This window comes from Streptomyces sp. NBC_01214 (assembly GCF_026340975.1).
Taxonomy (GTDB): domain Bacteria; phylum Actinomycetota; class Actinomycetes; order Streptomycetales; family Streptomycetaceae; genus Streptomyces.
In genome coordinates this window covers 1,701,321-1,722,509 of sequence record NZ_JAPEOS010000002.1, presented here as the reverse complement: position 1 = coordinate 1,722,509, position 21,189 = coordinate 1,701,321, and the positions used below count along the sequence as shown (strand labels likewise).

Annotated in this window: 17 protein-coding genes; 16 read left to right on the top strand and 1 reads right to left on the bottom strand. The window is 75.1% G+C overall.

Features of this window, described 5'->3' with window-relative positions; genetic code table 11:
• Positions 1-4: 4 nt before the first annotated feature.
• From OG594_RS32650 to OG594_RS32575, 16 genes are all read left to right on the top strand, one after another.
• Positions 5-2,245 carry a protein kinase gene (locus tag OG594_RS32650; RefSeq protein ID WP_266605921.1) on the top strand — a complete coding sequence of 747 codons (2,241 nt, stop codon included), beginning with the start codon at positions 5-7 and terminating at the stop codon, positions 2,243-2,245.
• Positions 2,246-2,699: 454 nt separating this feature from the next.
• Positions 2,700-3,167 carry an NUDIX hydrolase gene (locus tag OG594_RS32645; RefSeq protein WP_266605919.1) on the top strand — a complete coding sequence of 156 codons (468 nt, stop codon included), beginning with the start codon at positions 2,700-2,702 and terminating at the stop codon, positions 3,165-3,167.
• A 257-nt stretch (positions 3,168-3,424) separates the two neighbouring features.
• Positions 3,425-3,880: a helix-turn-helix domain-containing protein gene (locus OG594_RS32640; RefSeq protein WP_266605917.1), complete on the top strand. Its 456-nt coding sequence runs from the start codon at positions 3,425-3,427 to the stop codon at positions 3,878-3,880.
• Positions 3,881-4,124: 244 nt separating this feature from the next.
• A complete protein-coding gene (locus tag OG594_RS32635) occupies positions 4,125-4,652 on the top strand; it encodes a regulator component (protein ID WP_266605915.1) in 528 nt (175 codons plus the stop codon).
• Positions 4,649-5,839, top strand: a complete 1,191-nt coding sequence (locus tag OG594_RS32630; RefSeq protein ID WP_266605913.1) for an MAB_1171c family putative transporter — start codon at positions 4,649-4,651, stop codon at positions 5,837-5,839. The genes OG594_RS32635 and OG594_RS32630 overlap by 4 nt, the downstream gene beginning before the upstream one ends.
• Entirely contained in the window at positions 5,836-7,026 is a 1,191-nt protein-coding gene (locus OG594_RS32625) for a cytochrome P450 (protein WP_266605911.1), read from the top strand. Before OG594_RS32630 ends, OG594_RS32625 begins: the two co-directional genes overlap by 4 nt.
• A 451-nt stretch (positions 7,027-7,477) precedes the next feature.
• Positions 7,478-7,630: a thiazolylpeptide-type bacteriocin gene (locus OG594_RS32620; protein ID WP_266605909.1), complete on the top strand. Its 153-nt coding sequence runs from the start codon at positions 7,478-7,480 to the stop codon at positions 7,628-7,630.
• A 109-nt stretch (positions 7,631-7,739) separates the two neighbouring features.
• Positions 7,740-10,436: a hypothetical protein gene (locus OG594_RS32615; protein WP_266605907.1), complete on the top strand. Its 2,697-nt coding sequence runs from the start codon at positions 7,740-7,742 to the stop codon at positions 10,434-10,436.
• Positions 10,430-11,521, top strand: coding sequence for a hypothetical protein (locus OG594_RS32610; RefSeq protein WP_266605905.1), 1,092 nt, complete (start codon positions 10,430-10,432; stop codon positions 11,519-11,521). The genes OG594_RS32615 and OG594_RS32610 overlap by 7 nt, the downstream gene beginning before the upstream one ends.
• Position 11,522: 1 nt before the next feature.
• On the top strand, positions 11,523-13,061 hold the full coding sequence (locus OG594_RS32605) for a hypothetical protein (protein WP_266605903.1): 1,539 nt from the start codon (positions 11,523-11,525) through the stop codon (positions 13,059-13,061).
• Positions 13,058-15,136, top strand: coding sequence for a YcaO-like family protein (locus tag OG594_RS32600; protein WP_266605901.1), 2,079 nt, complete (start codon positions 13,058-13,060; stop codon positions 15,134-15,136). Before OG594_RS32605 ends, OG594_RS32600 begins: the two co-directional genes overlap by 4 nt.
• A 163-nt stretch (positions 15,137-15,299) precedes the next feature.
• Positions 15,300-16,190 carry a hypothetical protein gene (locus OG594_RS32595; protein ID WP_266605899.1) on the top strand — a complete coding sequence of 297 codons (891 nt, stop codon included), beginning with the start codon at positions 15,300-15,302 and terminating at the stop codon, positions 16,188-16,190.
• On the top strand, positions 16,091-16,714 hold the full coding sequence (locus OG594_RS32590; protein ID WP_266605897.1) for a hypothetical protein: 624 nt from the start codon (positions 16,091-16,093) through the stop codon (positions 16,712-16,714). Before OG594_RS32595 ends, OG594_RS32590 begins: the two co-directional genes overlap by 100 nt.
• Positions 16,711-17,766 (top strand): lantibiotic dehydratase C-terminal domain-containing protein, encoded by a 1,056-nt coding sequence (locus tag OG594_RS32585; RefSeq protein WP_266605895.1) that lies wholly within the window; start codon positions 16,711-16,713, stop codon positions 17,764-17,766. The genes OG594_RS32590 and OG594_RS32585 overlap by 4 nt, the downstream gene beginning before the upstream one ends.
• Positions 17,763-18,512, top strand: coding sequence for an ABC transporter ATP-binding protein (locus tag OG594_RS32580; RefSeq protein ID WP_266605893.1), 750 nt, complete (start codon positions 17,763-17,765; stop codon positions 18,510-18,512). Before OG594_RS32585 ends, OG594_RS32580 begins: the two co-directional genes overlap by 4 nt.
• Positions 18,509-20,158: a DUF6297 family protein gene (locus tag OG594_RS32575; RefSeq protein WP_266605891.1), complete on the top strand. Its 1,650-nt coding sequence runs from the start codon at positions 18,509-18,511 to the stop codon at positions 20,156-20,158. Before OG594_RS32580 ends, OG594_RS32575 begins: the two co-directional genes overlap by 4 nt.
• Before the next feature lie 87 nt (positions 20,159-20,245).
• Here OG594_RS32575 and OG594_RS32570 read toward each other — a convergent pair whose 3' ends face one another.
• Positions 20,246-21,064, bottom strand: a complete 819-nt coding sequence (locus tag OG594_RS32570; protein WP_266605889.1) for a hypothetical protein — start codon at positions 21,062-21,064, stop codon at positions 20,246-20,248.
• Positions 21,065-21,189: the final 125 nt, after the last annotated feature.

Genomic DNA, 21,189 nt, shown 5'->3' with positions numbered 1-21,189 from the left:
CCCGATGTCCGCCCCGCTCGCACCACTCGCACTGCCCGCACCGCCCGCACTGCCCGCACCGCTCGCACCGCTCACGCACGACGATCCGCAGCACCTCGGCGACTTCCGGCTGCTCGCCCGGCTCGGCAGCGGCGGCATGGGCACCGTCTACCTGGCCCGTTCGGCGGCCGGGCGGACGGTCGCGCTGAAGACCGTGCACGCCCGGATCGCCGCCGACACCACCTTCCGTACCCGGTTCCGGCTGGAGGCGGACGCGGCCCGGGTCATCGGCGACCGTTACGGGGCCCGGGTCTTCGCCGCGGACGCCCTGGCCGGCACGCCGTGGCTGGCCACCGAGTACGTCATCGGGCCGCAGCTGGACGAGGCGGTCGGGCTCGCCGGTCCGCTGCCCGAGCCGTGCGTGCGCGCCCTGGGCGCGGACCTCGCCCGGGCGCTGGGCCAGTTGCACCGCTCGGACGTGGTGCACCGCGACCTCAAGCCCTCCAACGTCATGCTCACGGCCGCCGGACCCAAGGTCATCGACTTCGGCATCGCGCGCGCCCTCGGCGACGAGCGGTTGACCCGTACCGGAGCCGCGGCCGGCACGCCCGCCTTCATGTCGCCGGAGCAGGCCGGCGGCCTCGAACACGCCCCGGCCGGCGATGTGTTCGCGCTGGCCGGCGTCCTGATGTTCGCGGCCTGCGGGCACGGCCCCTTCGGCAGCGGGCAGGCCGCGGACCTGCTCTACCGGGTGCGGTACGCGGAAGCCGACCTGAGCGGCGTACCGGCGGCACTGGCTCCGCTGCTCGCCCGCTGCCTGTCCAAGGACCCGGCGCAGCGCCCCACGACGGCCGAACTGGCGGACCTGCTCGCCCCCGGCGACGGCCCGTTCGCGGACCGGCTGCCACAGCCGGTGCTCGCGAACATCGCGCGGCGCGCCGCGGCCGTGTGGCAGGAGCCGCCGCTCCGGCTGCCGGCCCCCCGCGGGGAGGCGGACACCGTCGTCGCCGACGACGCCGGCATGTCACGCCGGAGGCTCTTCGCGGTCTCCGGGGCCGCGGCCGGCGCCGTCGCGCTCGCGGCGGGGGGCGGGCTGTGGGCCTGGCTCGGCAGCCGCGCAGAAGACGGGGGCGGAGCGGTGGACGCCGGGCAACCCGCCCTGGAGTCACCGCCGGACCCGCTGTGGAAGGTCGAGCTGGACCGCCCCGTGGTGGACGGCGCCCCGCTGTCGGTCAACGGCATGCTCGTCATGGCCACCGGAGCCACGACCACCGGGATCTTCCAGCAGGACGGCAAGCGCCTGAGGGAGGTCCAGGGGTTCTCGCACGGCTGGCGCCTCGCCACCGACGGCAACGCCCTCTACGGGGTCAGGAAGCCGGACGCCGCGGACAAGGCCCTCGCGGTGGTGCCCCTGTCCCTGTCCCTTTCCCTGGAGGACGGCAAGGAACAGGCGCCGCTCGTCCAACTCCCCGCGTACGACGGCACGAACCAGCTCAACCAGATCCTCGGCGTGGCCGGCGACACCGTGTTCCTGTGCGCCAAGGCGGCCGGGAGCGACCAGTGGTCCGTGGTGGCCGCGAGCCTGAAGAGCGGCAAGGAACTGTGGCGGCAGCCGACCTCGGCCCCCACCCGGCAGCAGGTGGAGTTGGGGCGCCCCTCCCCCGTCCGCGTCAAGGCCGTACGCGGCGGGGTCCTACTGTGGCATCACGGCGAGACGGGCGGCGCCTCCCGGCTGTCGCTGCACGACGCCGGCAGCGGCGCCGCGCGCTGGACCGTGTCGCTGGACGGGCCGCCGGGCGCCACGCCGGACCAGCTGGCCACGGATGACGACCGCGTGTACATCGGCGCCGAGAAGGTGCACGCGCTGCGGCTCACCGACGGCGAATCCGCCTGGGTCTTCGGCGCGAACCGGGACGCGGGCGAAGTCGGCGCCCAGCGCCGGTACGGCGTGCCGACCGTCCGCGACGGGATCGTCTACGCCGTGGAGGGCACGCGCGGCGTCGTCGCCATCAGCGCAGTCTTCGGCACGTTGCAGTGGATGGACGTCCTGCCGGAGGGCACGAACCCACATCGCGACATCGCCCCCGTGGTCACCCCGAGCCACGTCTACACCATGGGCGCGGCGGGCCTGCGGGCCGTCCGCATCCGCACCCAGGCCCCGGTCTGGCGCTACGGGACGACCGCCCACGCCCTGACGGCGGATCCGGACGGCAAACGGCTCTACCTCCGCGAGGAGAAGAGGCTGATCGCCCTCCTGCTCCCTTAGGGCCGCAGCGGGAACGCCCGTACGCCGGCGGCTCGGGCCCGTCGGCGTACGGGCGTTCCGTTCGGTGGACCGGGGCGGCGGCCGCCCGACCGAGCCGGGCTGGGCTGGGCTGGGCTGACGGCACGGATCGTCCGGTGGAGGGCCGACGGCGTGGTTCGGCCGGCCCCGGCCGTCACCCCGACGGAAGGGGACCTTCAGCGCACCGGGAGGACCGGCTCGGTGAGTCGGCGGTCCTGGTCCTTGCCATCGCCTCCCCCGCGCGAGGGCCCTGCGCGTCGTCCGTCCTCGGTGCGGGAAACGAGGCCCTCCCCCTCGTCCCGCGTGGACGGCATCTGCGACCCCGCCACGGTGAAGGCGCTGCAGCCTGCACTGAACCGGGGCCGGTTCTCAGGAGAAGGCGGGCGGCCTTGGCGCACACCCCGGGCCCGAACGGCCTCCGGGTACGCTGGGCCGCATGGAGTCCCCCCGCCCCTCCGTCCGCATCGTGTGCGTTGATTCCGACCAGCGGATCCTGTTGTTGCGCTGGCGCGATCCCGCGACCGGGAACCACATCTGGGAGCCGCCGGGCGGCGGCATCGAGGCGAACGAGGACCCGCTCGCTGCGGCCCGGCGGGAGCTGGACGAGGAGGCCGGACTCCGGGACGCCCCCATCGGCGAGCGCTCCATCATCGTTGCGCGGAAGCTGAGTTGGAACGGCGTGGATTTCGCCGGAGAGGAAGCCTTCTTCCTGTGCCTGCTCTCCTCGGCCCCCGAAGTCCGCCCGGGCGGACTGGAACAGTACGAGGTCGAGCAGCTCCAGGAGCACCGATGGGTGCCGTGGCGCGAGTTGGACGACCTCCCCGACCCGGTCGAGCCACCGCAGCTCCTCGACGTACTGACGGAACTGGCCCCCAACGGCCCTTGGGCCAGCACCTCGGCCTGATCGGCGAACGAGCCGCCGGCGCGACGTAGCCGCGGCGCCCGGGCCGTTGGCCGAGCTCACCCCCGTGAAGCTCAACCCCGACCCGGCTGGCGCCGCCGCCACCACCCCCTCGACACTTCAGTGGCGAAGCAGCGTTGGTAACGTACACCAGAGTGACTGTCCGGCGTCAACCAAAGTGTTGCCGGTGCCGGCCCGAGGGGCTTCGAGAAACACTGTGGTGGGCATAGGCTCGGCATCACGCCTAGGAGGTCGTGTACATGGAGGCTGACCAGTCGCCCACCTTCGCCCAGCTCTTGGACCACCTCTTCCGCGAGGTGCACCCCCCGTCCCGGGGGCCCTACACCTACGCGGAGGTCGCCGAGGGCATCCGCAAGGCCGCGACCGGAGAGGGACGCGGGGTGACGGCGAGCGCCATCCAGCAACTGCGCACCGGCACCAAACGGAACCCGACGCGGCACACCATCAAGGCCCTGGCCGACTTCTTCGGCGTACCGGCGGGCTACTTCGTCGACAGCGCGACGGCCGAACGCACCAAGGCCGAGATCGACCTCCTCGCCGCCATGCGTGACCAGGACGTCCGCAAGGTGGCCCTGCGCGCCAACGGCCTGAGCGTCGACAGCCTGAAGATGCTGTCCACCGTGATCGAGCAGGCCCGGAGACTCGAGGGGCTCACCACCGACGACCCCGCGCAGGGCCTGAACCTGGACGACTAGGCCGCCGCTTCCGGCTCGCGCCGGGCCCGACGACACCACGCCCCTCTGTAGCCGCTCATCGCCAGGGGGGCATCCGGCGTTTCCCGGCACAAGCCCGGCATCCCGGTCCGCACGGCGCCTCTCCGGCCGCCCCCCGCCCTCGGAACGAGGCGGCGAACATGCCAACATGGGCGCGCGTACCGGGCTTCCGGGGGGAGGTTCGCCACGGCCGACCGTCCCCGAACGGCGTCACCAGAGTGAGGACATGGACCTTGAGCAGCTTCGCGCCGCGTGTGAGGCACGCGTCGAGGCGCTTCGGCTCCCGCACCGTTTCAGCACCCGCGACCTGCGCGACGCCGTGGCCGAACAACGCGGACGCCCCATCATCCTGCGCCCCCTGAGCACCCTGGGCGCCTTGGACGCTCCGTGCGGCATCCGCCTGGAGACCCCGGACGCCGACCTGTTGTTCTACGAGGAGGCCACGTCGCCCCTCCATCAGAACCACATCCTCGCCCACGAGATCAGCCACATCATCTGCGACCACCCCGGCAGTCTCGAACTGGACCAGGACACCCTGCGCGCGATCGGGTTCAACCCCACCCTCGTGCAGCGCATGTCCGGCCGCACCAGTTACACCAGCGAGGACGAACGCGAGGCCGAGGTGATGGCCAGCGTGATCCGACAACTCATGTACCGGGGACGCGAAGGCCCGTCGAGCCGGCCCGCCAGCGGCGCCGAGAGCTGGGACGCGCTGTTCGCCAAGCCACACAGGAAGAAACGCCACCGGAAATGATCAACATCCTCTTCACGGGCACGGCCGTCGTACTGCTGTGCTTCGCCGCCTACTGGGTGCGGGGCCGCGGCGGACACCGCCCCACGGGCACCTGGGCGATGGCGGCGCTGCTGACCTCGTTCGCCCTCGCCTTCGCCTCCTACGCCCCCGCCGTGGAGCGCGCGGTCGAATCGGTGGTCCCCCACGTCGCCCGGCTCCTCAGCAACACCTTCACCCTGACGGCGGCCACCTCGGTCCTCGCCTTCCTCTTCCAGCTCAACCTGGACCGCGAGCGGGCCCACCGGCAGATCCGACTGCGCGTCATCGCCCTCGCGATCTCCGTCGCCGGCATGACCGTCTTCTTCGCCGCCGAGCAACTCACGGGCCGCAACCCGGCGTTGTACGCGTGCTACGTACTCATCTACATCTCCTTCCTGGGGTACACGGCCAAGGACTTCCTGCTGCAGACCTGGGCCCAGTCCAAGCGCTCGGCGCGACGCAGCCAGCGCTGGGGCCTGCGCACGACGTCGGTGGGCTGCGGCTTCGCCCTCGTCTACGCCGCGTACAAGCTCTTCGCCCTGGTCTCCATCGGCCTCGGTCTGGGGCTCGTGCCCGACCACGCCCGGTGCTCAACGCCGCTGACCCCCTTCCGCTGCGCGTTCAGCGTGAGCGCGCCCGCCGTCGCCGTGCTCCTCATCACCGTCGGGCTCACCCTCCCCGCCCTGCTGTGGCCGCTGAGCCAACTGCGCCGCCGCCGTTGGGAACGGAACTCGTTCACCGCGCTGGAACCCCTGTGGCGGGAGGTCACCTCGGCGGTCCCCGAGGTCGTGCTCGACCCGGGGAGCACCGACGCCGACACCCACGACCTCGACTTCCACCTGCACCGCCGGGTCATCGAGATCAACGACGGCGTGCTGGCCCTGCGCCGGTACCGTCAGGCAGCGGTACGGGACGCCGCGGCCGCCGAGGTCGCCCGTCGGGGCGCGGCCGACGCCCCGGAGGGCGACGCCGAGGTGGAAGCGGCGGTCATCGCCGCGGCCGTCGCCGCGAAGCACGCAGGAACCGTCCCCGAGGGCGACGAGGCCCCGCCCGCCACCGGCACCGCCTCCCGCAAGGGCGACCTCCCGGCGGAGACCGCGTGGCTGCTGCTCGTGGCGAACGCCTACGTGCCCCACCGGGCACCCGAGCACGCGGGCGCGGCCTCGTGACCGCGCCGCGGCAGGACCCCCTGCGCGACCCGCGCTTCTTCGCCGACCCCTACCCCACCTACGACCGGCTGCGCGAAGGCTGCCCGGTCAGCCGGATCCCCACCGGCTCCGGCGGACACCACGCGTACGTAATCACCGGCCACTCCGAGGCCCGCGAGGCGTTCACCGACCCCCGCCTGTCCAAGGACACGGCCCGCTTCTTCGCCGACCGGCCCTCGAACCGCGACCTGCACCCGGCGATCTCCCGCAACATGCTGGCGAGCGATCCCCCGGCGCACACCCGCCACCGACGGGTGGCGACCCGGCTGTTCACGACCGGCCGCGTCCGGGAACTGCGCCCGTTCATCTCCCGGGTCGTGGACGACCTCATGACCGCGTGGCGACCGGGCACGGACATCGACCTGGTGGCGGACCTGGCGGTGCCCCTGCCGGTCACCGTCGTCTGCGAACTCCTCGGCGTGCCGGAGTCCGACCGCGCCACGCTCGCCGACTGGTCCCACGCCCTCTTCGACGCGACCGACACCGACCGCGTCGACGCCGCGTCGCACCGGATCGGCGACTACCTGACCGACCTCGTCGACACGGCCCGCACCACCCCCGGCGACGGCCCGCTCCGCTCCCTCCTGCGCGACTGCGACGAGGGCGGCCTCGACCGGGACGAGGCCGTCTCCCTGGCCGCCCTCCTGCTGGTCGCCGGCCACGAGACCACCACCCACTTCATCGGCAACGCCGTCCTGGCCCTGCTCCGGCACCCGGAGGCGTTCGACCGCCTGCGCCGGGACCCGGACCTGATCCCCGGCGCGCTCGACGAACTGCTGCGCTTCAACTCCCCGGTGAGCGTGGCCACCTTCCGTCACAGCACGGAAGACCTGAGCATCGGCGGGATCGACATCCCGGCGGGCTTCCCGGTGCTCATCGCCCCCGGAGCCGCGAACCGCGACCCGTCCGCATTCGCGGACCCGCACCACCTGGACCTCGACCGCGACGCCGGCGGCCACCTCTCCTTCGGCCACGGCATCCACCGCTGCGCGGGCGCCCCCCTGGCCCGGGCCGAGGCGGAAGTCGCCCTCCGCGCCCTGGTGACCCGCTTCCCGAACACGCGCCTGGCCGTCCCCGCAGAATCCCTGACCTGGCGCCGAACCCGCCTCACCCGCGGCCTGACCACCCTCCCCCTCACCCTCGCCTGACCCGCCCCCGCCACTGCGCCGGCGCACCGGGAAGGCAAAAGCCCGCCGCGGACTCCCCGTTGAGGTGATCCGCGGCGGGCGTGGGAGCGGGGCACCGGGGATCGGCCCCTCGCCCGTGACCTCGAGGTGCATCCGTAGACGTCCCCCGAGCACGGGGCGGGCCTCCGTGCGCCCTGCGGGTGACTGAAATGGCATGCATCATTCCAGAAATTTCCGGCGGAGTTCAGCCATCCCCGAGCACCTTGCATCACTCAGGCCCCGGCCATAACGGCCCGGAAAACCGGGAGATCTCGGGCCTTTACGGACAGAAGCGGAATGTCTGATACGCCTCTTGGTCGCCAAGATCACCGGATCGTAGCGTCGGTGACCTGTCCACAAGAACCGGTCACCGGCCGCTCGTCGAGAACCCTTGACGTACCCGGTCGTGGGCCCACGAATCCAAGGAGGCGTCATGGACGCTCTGGACATCGACTTCGAGGAGTTCTCCCTCGAAGAGATCGCCATCGAGGATGTGCCCGACACCACCGGTCTGCCGGTGATGGGGGCCTCCAGCGGAGCCTCGTGCTGTCGGGCCAGCTGTTCCTGCTGCAGCAGCAGCAGCTGATTCGCCGCCGGGGGCCGGTCACGGCCCCCGGCGTGCCAGCCGACAGGAACCACTCCCGGCCGGGCCCCGCTTCCGGTGGGCCGGGCAAGCCAGAAGGGCACCGCCTGCCATGCGGCGATTCGTCGTGGCCGACACGGCCACCACACGGGTCAACCCCCTGCCGTACACCCCGCTCGTACGGCCACAGACCGCCGCCGCGTGGGACCGTCTCGCCGCGGCCGCGGACCGCGCCCTGGTGGCGGCACGCCTCGCCGACGGTTCCCTCGCGGAGTCGGCCGGCGCGGTCGGCGCCCCCGCCGCACACCTGCGCGTGCGCCGCAGGATCCGCGAAAAGCCCCTCACTCCGCTCCCCGCGGCGGCCCCCGGTGGTGACGCCGCGACCGTTCCGGCCGTCGCGGACTGGCAGGCAGCCGCCGAGGCCTACCGCACGCTGCTGGAGCAGGTCGCGCACGACCGGGCGGCCGCCGGGGCCCACGAGCGCCGTGCGCTGAGCCTGCTCTGCGCCGAGGAGGCGCTCGCCTCCTCCGTCGAACTGATCAGCCCCTCCCTGGGCGCCGCCGTCCGGCGGTACGCCGACTCCGGCGGCGACGACACCGTGCGGGCGGACCGCAAGTCCGAACCGCGCATCACCGCGTACGCACTGCGGGCCATGACCCGGACCAGCCCGCGCTCCCGGTTCACCGCGGTCGCCCTCTCGGCCGCGGAGGACGGGCCGGCGTCCGAAGCGGGGCCTGTGCCCGAAGCGGAGCCTGTGCCCGAAGCGGGGCCTGCGCCCGAAGCGGGCTCGGCGTCCGTGCCCGGGGCGTCCGCCGTCCGCTGGGCGACCGCGCCGCCCACCGTCGCGCTGCGCACGGTGGAGGTCCAGCGCGGCGCCGTGTTGTCCGCCCTGGAACCCGCGCCGCAGCCCGGGTGCCCCGTACGGCTGGCTCCGCTGCTGCCGGCCGCGCCCGGCGAGCTGGCGTTCATGGCCATCACCCCGGCGCATCCCCGCCCCCGCAAGGTGACGCTGCGCCGAGCCCGCGAACTGATCGAACTCACCGCCGTCGCCCGGTTCGGCGTCCACGCGTGGGAGGAGGTGGCCGGGCGGCTCGCCGAGGCCCTCGACTGCCCGGCCGCCCGGGCCGAACAGGTCATGCGCGCGGCGCTCCGGGCCGGGCTGCTCGGCTCCGCGCTGCCCGTGGACGACCAGGACCCCGACTTCCTGACGGCATGTCACGACGCTCTGCCCGAGACCGCGACAGGAGAGACCGGGGGCGCGGTCGAAGACGACGCCGCTCACGGCGGTCTGCGCGCCGTCGTCGCGGAACTGGCCGAGACCACCGCGCTCCTGGCCACCGACACCGCGGCCGACCGGCCCGCCCTGCACGCCCGGTTCCGTACGGCGGCGGCCCGGCTGCCGCACGCCGACGCGCTGGCACCGCAGCTGTACGAGGACGCCGTCGCCGTCCTGCCGCCCCTCCCCGGACCCGAGGCGTCCCCGGCCGCCGCTGCGACGGCCCTGCTGCCGGTGCTCGGGGCCTTCGACCTCAAGGCCGACCTGCGCATCGGCCTCCAGGCCGCGGTCCGTGCCCGCGGCGGGGCGGTCCGGCTGGTGGCCGAGGCCGAGACCCTCGCCGCCGAAGCCGCCCGGCTCGCCACCTCGGCCGCTGCCGGGGACGCCGACGCACCGCTCGACCCGGACAGCCGGGCGGCGGCGGTGGGCCTGTGGACCTTCCGGCGGCGCGTGCTGGCGGACCTGGCCGACCTGTTCGAGGCTGCCGTCGCGGCGGGGGACGGCGTCGATGCCGTCGTCGAGGACGAGCACCTGAGGACCTGGGCCGCCGCCCTGCCCGATCACCTCCACGCGGACGGCGCCTCGTACGCCCTGATGGCCCAGTACGCGGACGGCCAGTGGGCCGCCAACGGCTGGTTCGGGGGCTACGGCGCCACGGCGGCCCGGTTCCTGGCGGCCGATGCCGCCGCCGGCGGTGCCGCCACCGCCGGGCTGCGCGCCCGGCTGCGCCGCGTCCTGGGCCCCGCGGTCGCCGAGGACCGGGCCGCCCACGGCTTCAACACCGGCTGTCACCCCCCGCTCCTCGAGCAGGAGATGACCGCGCACGACTGGGCGGGCGCCGTCCTCGTCGACGAGGGTCCGGCCGGCCGACTGCGCTGGCGGACCCCGCGCGGCCTGCGCCCGATCACCGTCGGCTCCACCCGCTGGGACCTGATGCCCGCGCCCAGCCGGATCGCCCTGTGGCTCCAAGGCGGGGGCGTGATCGCGTGCGCCTACGACCACGTCTTCCGCGAGCGCGCCCGTCCCGGCGCCGACGGCGTGATCGCCGTGCCCCGGCTCCGCCACGGCAACCTGGTGCTCCAGCGCCGCCGCTGGTACCTGCCGGACGCCGGCGTCCTGACCGGGACCCACCGGGGATCGTCCGACGACCTGCACCGGCTGGTGCGGCTGCGGGCCGAACACGGCGTGCCCGCACGGTTCTTCGTCAAACAACTGCCGGAATGGGAGCGCGGCGAGGCGCTCGTGCCCGACGTCACCTCCCGCCCCGTGTCCCAGCCCAAGCCCCGCTACGTGGACACGGCCGGTGTGCTGGGCCTGGCCTCCTTCGCCAAGGACGCCGCCGACTTCACCCATCCGTACCTGGAGGAATGCCTGCCCGGACCGGTGGCGGGCCACCACGTGCGCGAAGCGGTCTACGAGTTCGACCTGGCCGGGGCGGACACGCCCCGCGCCGACGCCGCCTTCGGGTCCGAGGCCGGTCGAAGCGCCGGTCCCGGTACCCCTGCCTGCCACGAGGAGGGCTCCGCGTGCTGACGACCCTGCGCGTCCACGACTACCGTGCCGACACGCTGCCGCTGCTCACCGAGGGGGCGCTGCCCCTGGTCGCCGGTCTCGCCGCCGACCCGGCCCTGGAGGTGTGCTTCCCGACCCGGCACTGGGACGGCGGACCCCACCTGGCCCTGCACCTGGGCCACGCGGCCCCCGCCGCCGACGTCCTGGCCCAGGCTCGCCGACGGCTCGCCACCGCTTCCGGGCACGGCCGTGCCTGGACGCCCGAGGAGTACGCGCGCCGGGCTGGCGCACTCGCCCGGGCCGAGGGCGTGGCGGTCCGCCACGAGCTGCCCCACCCGCACGGGTCGGTGCTCGTGTCCACCGACACCGTGGTACCGGGCCCGGTGCAGGCCGTGCGGCACCGGTTCCTGACCGCGCTCGCCCGTGAGCTGGCCGGCCTGCTGCCCGCAGACCCGGCGGCCGCGCGGTCCAGGGCCCCGGGCGCCGCGCTGCGCTGGATGGCGGCTCTGGCGGCCTCGTACCCCGGGGGCGCGCGGTTCGGATCCCTGTCGTTCCGCTCCCACACCGAGGCGTTCCTCGCCTCCCGGCCCGACGGCGAAGAGCTGCGGGGCCGTTTCGCCGCCGCGGCCGGACGGTACGCGCCGCAGACCGGGCAGCTGGTCGACAGTGCCCTGCACCGGCCCGAGGAGCTTCCCGGGTACGCCGCCTGCGCCACCGCGCTCGCCGAGCTGCGCGACCCGCGGCTGCACGGGGACCTGGAGGAAGTGCTCGGAGGCCCGGCCGGCCCCGCCGGAGCCGGAGCCGACCCGGATGCGGGTGGTCCGGATGCGGGTCGTCCGGACGCAGGTCGTCGGGGCACCGGTCGTCCGGGCACCGACGGAGCGCCGAGCGCCTTCCACCGGCGGCTCGCCGAACTCGGCTTCGGCGAGCGCACGCCTCCGGCCTTCCAGGCGTACCGCGTGCTCGTGAACTGGCTCTACGAGACCCTGCAATGGCTCGGCGTCACACCGCTCAACCGATACCTGTACTGCCACTGCCTGGCCCACGCCGTCGACGAGCGGCTCGGCGAGACCTGGCAGGACCGACTCACAGCGAGGCCCTCCTGACATGCGCGTGAAACTCCGCCCCAGCACCGTGTACGGGGCCTACTCGGAGGGGGTGTTCGTGCAGACCCCGCGCGGGGCCTTCACCCTGCGCTTGCCCGCGCCCCTGGCCGAACCCGCCTGCGCCTGGATCCGGGCCCTGGAGCAGCCGCGTACGACGGCCGACCTGGTGGACGCGGCCGGAAACCCGAAGGCGGCGCCGTTCATCGAGCGGGTCATCGCCCAGATGCGGGCCCAGGGAGCCCTGATCGACGCGTACGAGGCGCCGCCCGGCCTCCCCGAGGAGGCGGTGGCGTACGTGGAGAGCTACAGCGACGACCCCGCCGCCGCACTGCGCGCCCTGGCGGCGGCCGAGGTGTCGGTCGGGGCGGCGTGGCCGCAGGCGGCGACCGTCGAAGCCGCCCTCGTCGCACGGGGCGTGCGCGTACGGCTGGTCGGCGGGACGGAGGAGGGCGACCGGGGTGCCTCCGGGGCCGCGGCCGTCACCGGCCCGGGGCTGGCCGTCCGGGTGGAAGCGGCCGGCAGTCGCACGTGGGTCGTCTCGTCCGCGCTGGCGGCCGCCCCGGCAGCCCTTGCGGCCCTGCGCGACCGGCTGACGACCGGAACGTCGGCCGCCGGTGCGCCTCCGGTGCCGGACGCGGCGGCCGCCGAACCCGCCGCCCGGCTCGCCGCCCAGATCGCCGCCGAGCAGGCGTTCAAGGAGATCACCGGACTGGTCGACCGCGGGTCGCGCACCGTGCACGTGGTGGACTCCCGTCCGCTGGGCTGGCGTTCGCTCGACCTCACCGACGCCGGCGACGCCGACGGCCCCGATGCGGCGGCACTGATCGGCCGGTACCGGACGGACACCCCGGCCGATTGGACCCAACTGCCGGTATGCCTGGCGCGTGTGGTCCCCGGGCCCGGCACGCCGGACGGTCGCGCCGCCGCGGGCTGGGGAGCCACCGGCGGAGAGGCGGACGACGCGGCGCTACGGGCCTTCCTGCGCGGCCCCGACCCGGAGGGCGGGGCCGGTACCACCGAAGGCGCGGCCCTGCTGGACGCGGCACTGCGGCTCGCCGCCCTCGACCGGCAGGCGGACGGGCGTGTGCCTTGGCAGGAGGGCGATGCGGGACGGACGGCTCCGCCCGGCGCCTCCTGGCGGTACCGCCTGCACGAGGCCCCCGGCGGCCTGGTGTGCGCCGAGGCCGCGCTCGTCCTGCCCGTCGGGGCGGAGGGCGACCGGGACGGCGGCGCGGCGGGACGGCCCGCGGAGTGGCACGGCACTGCCTGGGGCCGGGACCGCGCGGCCGCGTCGGAGGCGGCACGGGCCGCCGCCCGGGCCCGCGCACAGCTCGCCGGGCACGACCCCGAGCTGGCCGGGGCGCTCGGCCCGGACTGCCGCATCGCCGAGGAGCTGGCCGCATCGGCGCGGCCGCACGAACTGGCCGCCGAACTGCTCGGTCACGGCGTCGGGTTCCGGCCCGCCGCCCACGACCCGCTGCTCGGCGCGCACCCGTTGGTGCACGGCACGCTGGTCCGTGACGCGCGGGGCGACCGGTGACCGGGCGGCTCGCGGTGCACGCCGCGACCGGGACCGAGTGGCCGCAGGCCGCCGCCCTGCTGGCGGAACTGGTCGGAGAACGGGCCGCGCTGGTGGCGCTGGTGGCCGGCCACGACGCGGACTGGGAGCAGCAGCGGATGGCCGAGGCCCAACGCCTGGGCCTGCCCCTGCTGCCCGTGCGCCTGTGGGGCGCCGAGGTGGAGATCGGACCGCTGTGGCAGCGGGACGCGGCCGTCGGCTGCCCGCTGTGCCAGGTCTCCGCCCACCTGCGGACGCGCGGCATCACGGACCCGCCGCGACGGCTCTCGGCCGGGCCCGGCCTGGCCCGCGCCTCGGCCGCCGCGCTGGCCGCCGCCTGCGAGCTGGTCCGCCGACAGCCGCCGGGACCGGGGGAAACGGTCGTGGTGGGGCCGGCCGGTAGCTCCCGGCACCGGGTGCTGCCGCAGACCGGCTGCCCGGGCTGCGGGGGCGCCGCGCCGGGGGCTGATGCCGGCGCCGTCCTCGGTCGGCAAGCGGACGAGGTCCCGGGTCCGGATGCCGACGCGGAGTGTGGCGTGTACGCGGACGCGGACGCGGACGCAGGCCGCGGCACAGACGCAGGCCGCGGCACAGACGCAGGCCGCGGCACAGACGCAGGCCGCGGCACAGACGCCGACGTGGACAGCGGCGTGTACGACGGCGCCGGCCCGGGCGTGGACGACGGCGCCGGCCCGGGCGCGGGCTCCCGCCGCGGCGCGGACCCTACGCTCGACGGGGCGCTGCGGCAGGTACCGGGGCCGGACCTGTCGGTGTCGACGCTCACCGCATTGCTCGTCGACAGCCGCTACGGCCCGGTGATCGGCCTCCAGCCGGTTCCCGACAGTCCGGCCTCCCTGGTCGCGGCCGTCCACGCCCGGCACGGCAAGGCCTCCGAAGCCGCCGGCTACGGCCGTGGCCGCACCGTCGCAGCAGCCTCCCGCCTGGCGTTGCTGGAGCGCCTGGAGCGTTCCGGGTCGGAGGCCGTCGTCAGCGCGGCCCGGCCGGTCCGCGCCCCGTACCGGGAACTGCCCGGGCGCGCCCTGGACCCGCGTCGGCTCGGCCACCTCGCACCGGAGCAGTACGGCCACCCCTCCTGCCGGGTCGATCCGTTCTCCCCGGACGACGTCCTGCGCTGGATCCCCGCCCGCGCCTGGGGCACCGACGAGGAATGCTGGGTGCCGCTGGAGGCCGGCTCCTACCACGTCCATCCCGAGCCCCGGCCCGGACAGAAGTGGGGACGGGTGCTGTACGAGTCCTCCAACGGCTGTGCGCTCGGCGCCACCCTCGACGAGGCGGCACTGCACGCCCTGCTCGAGCTCCTCGAGCGCGACGCGTTCCTGCTGACCTGGTGGGCGGGGCGGCCGGTCCCCCGGATCGACTGGCGTTCGGTCACCGACCCCACCACCGTCGAACTGCGCGCCGCGATGCGCCGCGCCGGGTACGAGGTGGACCTGCTGGTCCTGACCCGGGACGTGCCGGTGCCGGCGGTGTGGGCGCTGGCCCGCAACCCCCGTTCGCCGGACAAGTACAGTCTGACGACGGCCGCCGCCCACCCCGATCCGGCCGAGGCGGTACGCGCGGCGGTCGCGGAACTGGCCCCGCTGGTCCTCGGGAACGTCATCGCCCCCTCACCGGAGCGGGCCCGCCGACTGCGTACGGACCGCTGGAACGTCACCGACCTCGACCACCACATCGAGTGGTACTCCGTGCCCGAGGCCGCCGACGCCTTCGAGCCGTATCTGGCGGGCCCGTCGGTGCCGTTGGCCGAGGCGTTCCCGCGTTCCCCGCTGCTCGGGGCCGCGACGCTCGGGCAGGCCCGGCGGCAGCTGCTGGGGCTGCTGGCCGACGCGGGCATGGACGAGGTACTGGTCGTGGACCAGACCGGGCACGAGCACCGGGCCGCCGGGCTGCGCGCCGTACGGGTCCTGGTGCCCGGAAGCGTCCCCCTGGCCTTCGGCTTCGCGCACCAGCGGGTGCTCGGCCTGCCCCGGCTGCTCGCGGCGGCGGGGGAAGGGGAGCTCTCCCTGGAACGGCTCACGGTGCACCCGTTCCCCTGACCGGCGTGCCGGTGCCGGGCGGGGCCCTGCGTACCCCGCCCGGTCCCGGACCCGGTCCCGGACCCGGTCCCGGTCCCAGTCGCAGTCCCGGTCGTCCGTAGTCGTCCGTAGTCCGTCTGCCCGTCCCCGTTCCGCACGAAGGAAAAGGAAGTGGCTGTCCTCCGTGGTCGTTGCGCCCCCTCCCCCTCCCGCCCCCGAGCCCGGCTCCGACCCGGCCCGCCACGCCTCGTTGAAGGCGATCCTCATGGCCGTGCCGTCCGGTGACACCCGGGTGGACCCCGAAGCACGCCCCGAGCGCCAGCGGGTGCGTTCGGCCGTCGCCGCCCTGGCGGCCGACGCGGTCGGTGGCGGCCTGCCCGCGCGCTGGGACCTGCTGGCGCGGACCCGTTGGCCGGCCGCGGCGCCCGCTTCGGAGGTGTCCCTGTACGAAGTGGCCGCCACCGTCAGTGCTCCGGTGCGCTTCGAGGTCGACAACCCGTATCCCGAACACCGGGCGTATCCGTCGCCACGGGCCAAGTTCCCGGTGCGGCTGGTCGCCCAGGAGGGCGGCGTCGGCCGCTTCCCGCGGCCCGAGGCGGGCGACGCCCTCGGCGTGCCCGGGGGCGAAGGCTACGGCGGAGGCGGCGACCACATCCGGACGTTCGCGCTCCCCGATGCCCTGCCGTCGTTCTACGGACCGCTGCGCACCGTGCTGACCGGCCTGGAAACCGGTCATGTCCTGGCCTCGCTCGCCCTGTTGGGCAGGGCGCTGGGCCGCCCGTTGAGCGTCGCGGGGCCGTCCGGAGCCACCGAGGCGTGGGCCGGATCGCTGCCGGGCGCGGCCGTGCCCGGCTACGTCATGACCCCTGAGCCGCAGGGCCCTCAGGGCCCGCCGGTCCCGTCGCCGGACCCCGGGGGAACCCCGTCACCGGACGCCTCGCCGTCCGCCGGTTCCGGTGCACGACGTGGAACCAGGTGGTCTGGGCGCGCAACAGCGGCCGGGCCCCGCGCGGTGTCTCCGGCTTCACCGGCGCCCACCGCCCGGCGCCCGCCGCGCTGTGGCACTCGGCCCTGAACACCCTCGCGGGCAGCGGCCGTGGCCTCGGCGCCCTGCTGCCCGCCCGCTCCACCCTCGGCCTGTTCTGCTGGGTGCGCGAGGTGGAGGACGTGGCGGACGGTTGCTACGAGATCGGCTTCGACGGCACGGCCCGCCGCGTCGGAGAGCTCGGGGCCGCGCGCGGTGCGCTCCTCGTCGACTCCGCCGCTGCACCCGGCCTCGCCTTCGAACTCGACGCGTGCAACCTGGTGTGGCTGGTCACCGCGGACCTGACGGCCGCCTGCCGTACGTCGGACGCGCCCGCGCCCCGGGTGGCGGCCGACCTGCTGGCCGCCGCGGGCTGGACGGCCCAGCACCTGTCGTACGCGATGGCCGCGCACGGGCTGTTCGCGCGGCCGCTGCGCAGTTACGACGCCGAGGGCGCCGCCACCGCGCTGGGCCTGGCACCGGACCGGGTGCCGGTCTACCAACTGGCCTGCGGGCCGAACCGGTTCACCGAGCCCGCCCTCGACGTCCGCCGCTTCCCCGGAGGCGCTGCATGAGCACCCCCGTCCCCAACCCCGACGGCTGGCTGTCCTGGCACGTACACGTACCCGCCGACGCCGAGGGTACGGACCGGCTCACGCCGCTGGTACGGGAGCAGCTCCCGGCGCTGCTCGCCCCGCTGCGCGCGGCCGGGCTGCTGCACCGGTGGTTCTTCATCCGCTACTGGGAGGGCGGGCCGCACCTGCGGATCCGGCTGCTGCCGCGGCCCGGTGCCGGCCGTGCCGCCATGCCCGACGCGCTGGACGCGGCGGTACGGCGGGCCTTCGCCGACGTGCCCCGCGACGGTCACGACCCCGAGGGCTACCTGGCCTCCATCGGCGACCTGGCGGCGGCGTCGGTCGCCTCCGACCCGACCGTGGACCGGCGGCTCGCCGCGACGGTGCTACCGCCCGGCGTGCACGCGGCCGGCTACGTGCCGGAGACCGACCGCTACGGCACCGGGGCGGCGCTGGAGGCGACCGAGGAGGTGTTCACGCTCTCCAGCGAACTGGCCCTGCGCGCCGCCGGGTCGGGGCTGGACGAGCTGCGGCTGCGGCTGCTGGGCATCGAAGTCCTGCTCAAGGCCGCGGCGTCGGCCGGCGCCGGGGCGCCGCAGGAGGGCGGGCAGGCGCAGGGGGGCGGGCAGCCGGACGGGGGCGGGCAGCCGGACGGCGGCGGCGAAGCCGATCCCGTCCTGGTTCAGTTGCGGGCCCACGCCGACTACTGGAGCGGCTGGTCCCGGTCCGCCCCGCAGGAGGTGTTCCCCTCGGAACTGCTGGCGCAGCACGCCGCCGACTGGGCCGAACTCCTGGTGTCGCGCGGGCGGGTGAGCGCTCCGGCGCTCACCGCACGGGCCTCGGCGGTGTCGCCGTGGGCCGAGGCGCTGGCCACCCTCCTGCCCCTCGGCCCGGCCGACGCATCGCTCCGGTCCGGCTTGTTGATCTCCCACGCCCATATGACCCTCAATCGCATGGGTATATTCGTGCATGATGAATACATTTTGGCGGAGGTCGCTGCCCGGTTGCTGCGGGCCACGGCCGGTGCCGGCCGCGAAGGGGGACGGGCGTGACTGACGCCGCCGAGGACACCGCCAACGACACCGCCGAGGACACCGCCCGGAACGCAGCCCTGCTGTACGCGCAGGACATCCACGTCGCCTACGCCGACGAGACCGTCCTGGCCGACGTCTCCCTGGCCCTGGAGCCCGGCGGTTGTCTGGCCCTCGCCGGCGCCAACGGCTCGGGCAAGTCGACCCTGTTGCGCGTCTGCGTGGGCCGCCAGCAGCCGGACCGGGGCGAGGTCCGCTTCGCGGGGGCCGCACCGCGCGAGGCGGACCCCGCCTTCCGGCGGGACGTCGGGCTGCTCCTCGACGGCGCCGAATGCTTTCCCGACCTCACCGTCGCGGAGCACATACGGATGGTCGCCACCGCCCACGGCCTGGGCACCCGGGCGGACGCCGTCGCCGACCGGGTGCTGGCCGAGCTCGGCCTGGACCACCGCGGCGACGCCTTCCCCGATGCCCTGTCGGCGGGGCAGCGCCAAATGCTGCTGCTCGCCTCGGTATTGGTCCGTCCGGCCCGCCTGATCGTCGTGGACGAGCCCGAGCAGCGCCTGGACACCGCCGCCCGGCGCAGGCTGGCCGCCGCACTGCGGGCGGCGAAGGCCGCCGGCACGGCCGTACTGCTGGCCTCGCACGACCGCGCCACCGTCGAGGAGACGGCCGACCGGGTACTGCTCCTGGACCGGGGCCGGACGGCCGCCCTGGGCACCCCCGCCGAGGTGACCGGCGTAGCGGAGGTCTCACCGTGGCGGTGACCACCGAAAGCGCCGCCGAGGGCCGGGACGCCACGGCCGCGGCCGTGGCCACCGCGGCGCGGGCCCGACGGGAACGCGGGGCCGGCCGGGCCCGGTTCGACGACGTGTGGACCTGGGCGTGCGCGGCCGTCTCCGCACTGGTGGTGCTCGCGGGCCTGGTCCAGGCGGCACCGGGCATCGGCCAGGGACTGGGATGGTCCGGCGGGGCGGCTGCCCGAGCCGGCGTGGTCGGCACCACGCTGCTGCTGTTCGCCGGCCAGATCGCCCTGTGCGTGCGGCTGGGGCCGGTACTGCTCAGCCCCGCCGAGATCACCTGGCTCCTGCCGCTGCCCGGCGACCGGGGCCGGCTGCTGCGCCCCCGGCTGGTGCGGGCCGTGGCAGTCGCCTGCGCGGTGGCCCTGCCCACCGGTGCGCTGACCGTCGCGCTCGCCCTGGCCCTACAGGGCGAGGAGCGGTACGAGGTCCTTCCCGTGGCGCTCCTCGCCCACCTGGCACTGGCCTGCCTCGCGGTCGGACTGGGCGCCGTGGCCGAGGCCCGCCCCGTCCTGGCGGGCCGGGTCCGGCTGCTCGGTGGCGGTCTGGCACTGGCCGGAGCGACCGTGCTCGCCTGCGGAACCTCGGCGCCCGAGGTGACCGAGGTGGCGGCCTGGTCCGGCCCCTGGGGCTGGGCGGGCGCGGCCGTCGCCACGGCGGCCGGGCACGGCCCGACCCTGGCCTGGGCGGCGGCGCTGGCCTGCCTCGCCGCGTGTGCGGCGGGTGCCCTACGGGAGGCGTTCCGTGCCGTGGCGGGCATCCCGACGGACGCGCTCCTCGCCCGGGCCCGCACCGGGCGGGAGGTCACCCGGGGGGCGACGCTGCTGGACCTGCGCGCGCTGACCCTCGTCCTGCAGTCGACCGGCGGACGGCGCCGGCGGACGGCCCGGATCCCGATGCCTAGCTCCCGGTGGGCGCTGCCGCTGTGGCGGGACGCGGTCGTCCTGCTGCGCCACCCCTGGCGCCCGGTCCTGGCCTGCGCCGCGCTGGTCGCCGGGTTCGCCCAGTTCCGCGTGGTGGCCGACTGGTTGACGGAGCCGGGCCACGCTGCGGTCAGCCCCGTGAAGGCGGCGTTCGTGGGCCTGCTCCTCGTCGTACCGCCGTACCTCGCGGCGGTCGCGCTGGCCGAACCCGCCTACCAGGACACGGACCGGCCGCGCCGCGCCCTGCTGCTGCCGCTGTCGCCCGGTGTCCTGGCCCTCTCCCACCTGGCGGTACCGGTCGCGTTCCTCTGGGCCGCCGGCGGTGTCGGCTGGGCCGCGGCCCTGCTGTCCGGTCCGCCCGCGGGACCGCTCGGTGCGTACGCCACGGCGCTGCTGCTCGCGGGTCCCGCACTGGTCGGCACCACCTTGGTGGGTGCCTACCGGGGGGCGCCCCGCTACGACCTCCTGGCCCTGTCCCTCGACTGGTACGCGGCCCTCCCGTTCGTCCTGTGGCGGCTGGCTCCCGCGCTGGCCGCGGGGTTCGTGACGGCGCCCTACCTGTGGCACGTGGCGTACCACCCGGCCGCCGGCCCTGACGGCGACACCCTGTGGCTGGCCGTCCGCTCCGCGGCCGTCCTGGCCTGGACGGTCCGCCGCATCAACCGCCAGGCCAAGGACCTGTACAGCTGAACCGCGAGCGTCACGCCGGACGACGCACGGCACACCCCGGCGCCAGGCCCCGCGGCGAAACCCGGAGGCCACCCGGACCTTGGGCTGTCACCGCTCGCCGGGCGACGTACGCGTGGATGAGACCTCCTCGGAGAAGAGGCTCGCTCCCTCTCGCAGTCCACGGATGAATCCGGCGACGGCCGCCCGCTCGCGGGCGGGCATCGCCTCGACCGCAGAGAGGATCCATGCCACGTCGGGCGCGATGGCCTCAGTGTTGGTCCTCGCCGCCGACTCGGACGGGACAGGTCGGGCCGCGGGTTCCGGGCACGCGAACGTGACCGTCGGCTCGAGGGGCCTGTCCGACTCGTCCCCGCCCGAATCCGTTGCCCGCAGTTCGATGACGACCGCTGCGCGGCGCCCGTCGACAGGGTCGCGGAGGCCGATCTCGCGTTTGTAGCCAACCTCCCACGAGTCGCCCAGCAGGCGCATCAGGATGCTGCGGATCGCCTCGGCGAGGGCGAACAGCTCCAGTGAGGGCTCATAGAAGTCCTCGTTCGGGGTCCACTTGCCTCTGGCGTAACTAAGGGCTTGGTTGTAGTCGAACTCTGCCTGAGGACTCGCCTCGTACTCCCGCCACCATCGGGGGACCGGCAGGTCCTCGGCCCAGATATCGATCCCGATCATCCCCTGCATCGCCCACCAGAGCTGAAGCAGAGCATCCTCGTCGAGTTCCAGGGCGGCGGCGTAGCCGCGGACCATCGCCTCGGTTTTGGGCGGGCGGCTGCCGCTCTCGGCCATCGAGACAGCGGCCACCGAGAGCTTGGGATCGAAGAAGCCGGCGACATCGCCTTGGGTCTTCGACCAGCGTTTGCGCACTGCCTGCAACACGCGGCCGAAGGCCACCGCCGAACTGGATCCCGCTTTCACTTCACCGACTCCTCGTGAACCGTGTAGCTTGTGTTTCACAGCACCGGTAATCCGTGAAATCTACCACGACGCGTCTCCTCGATCCGCGGGTGCGACGCAGTCACGCCCGCAGGAGAAAGAAGTTG

What these genes read in the sequence shown, in the direction of transcription:
- OG594_RS32585 (WP_266605895.1), top strand. Translation starts at nt 16,711, where the DNA reads ATGAGCACCCCCGTCCCCAACCCCGACGGCTGGCTGTCCTGGCACGTA.
- OG594_RS32615 (WP_266605907.1), top strand. Translation starts at nt 7,740, where the DNA reads ATGCGGCGATTCGTCGTGGCCGACACGGCCACCACACGGGTCAACCCC.
- OG594_RS32635 (WP_266605915.1), top strand. Translation starts at nt 4,125, where the DNA reads ATGGACCTTGAGCAGCTTCGCGCCGCGTGTGAGGCACGCGTCGAGGCG.
- OG594_RS32620 (WP_266605909.1), top strand. Translation starts at nt 7,478, where the DNA reads ATGGACGCTCTGGACATCGACTTCGAGGAGTTCTCCCTCGAAGAGATC.
- OG594_RS32630 (WP_266605913.1), top strand. Translation starts at nt 4,649, where the DNA reads ATGATCAACATCCTCTTCACGGGCACGGCCGTCGTACTGCTGTGCTTC.
- OG594_RS32605 (WP_266605903.1), top strand. Translation starts at nt 11,523, where the DNA reads ATGCGCGTGAAACTCCGCCCCAGCACCGTGTACGGGGCCTACTCGGAG.
- OG594_RS32640 (WP_266605917.1), top strand. Translation starts at nt 3,425, where the DNA reads ATGGAGGCTGACCAGTCGCCCACCTTCGCCCAGCTCTTGGACCACCTC.
- OG594_RS32650 (WP_266605921.1), top strand. Translation starts at nt 5, where the DNA reads ATGTCCGCCCCGCTCGCACCACTCGCACTGCCCGCACCGCCCGCACTG.
- OG594_RS32645 (WP_266605919.1), top strand. Translation starts at nt 2,700, where the DNA reads ATGGAGTCCCCCCGCCCCTCCGTCCGCATCGTGTGCGTTGATTCCGAC.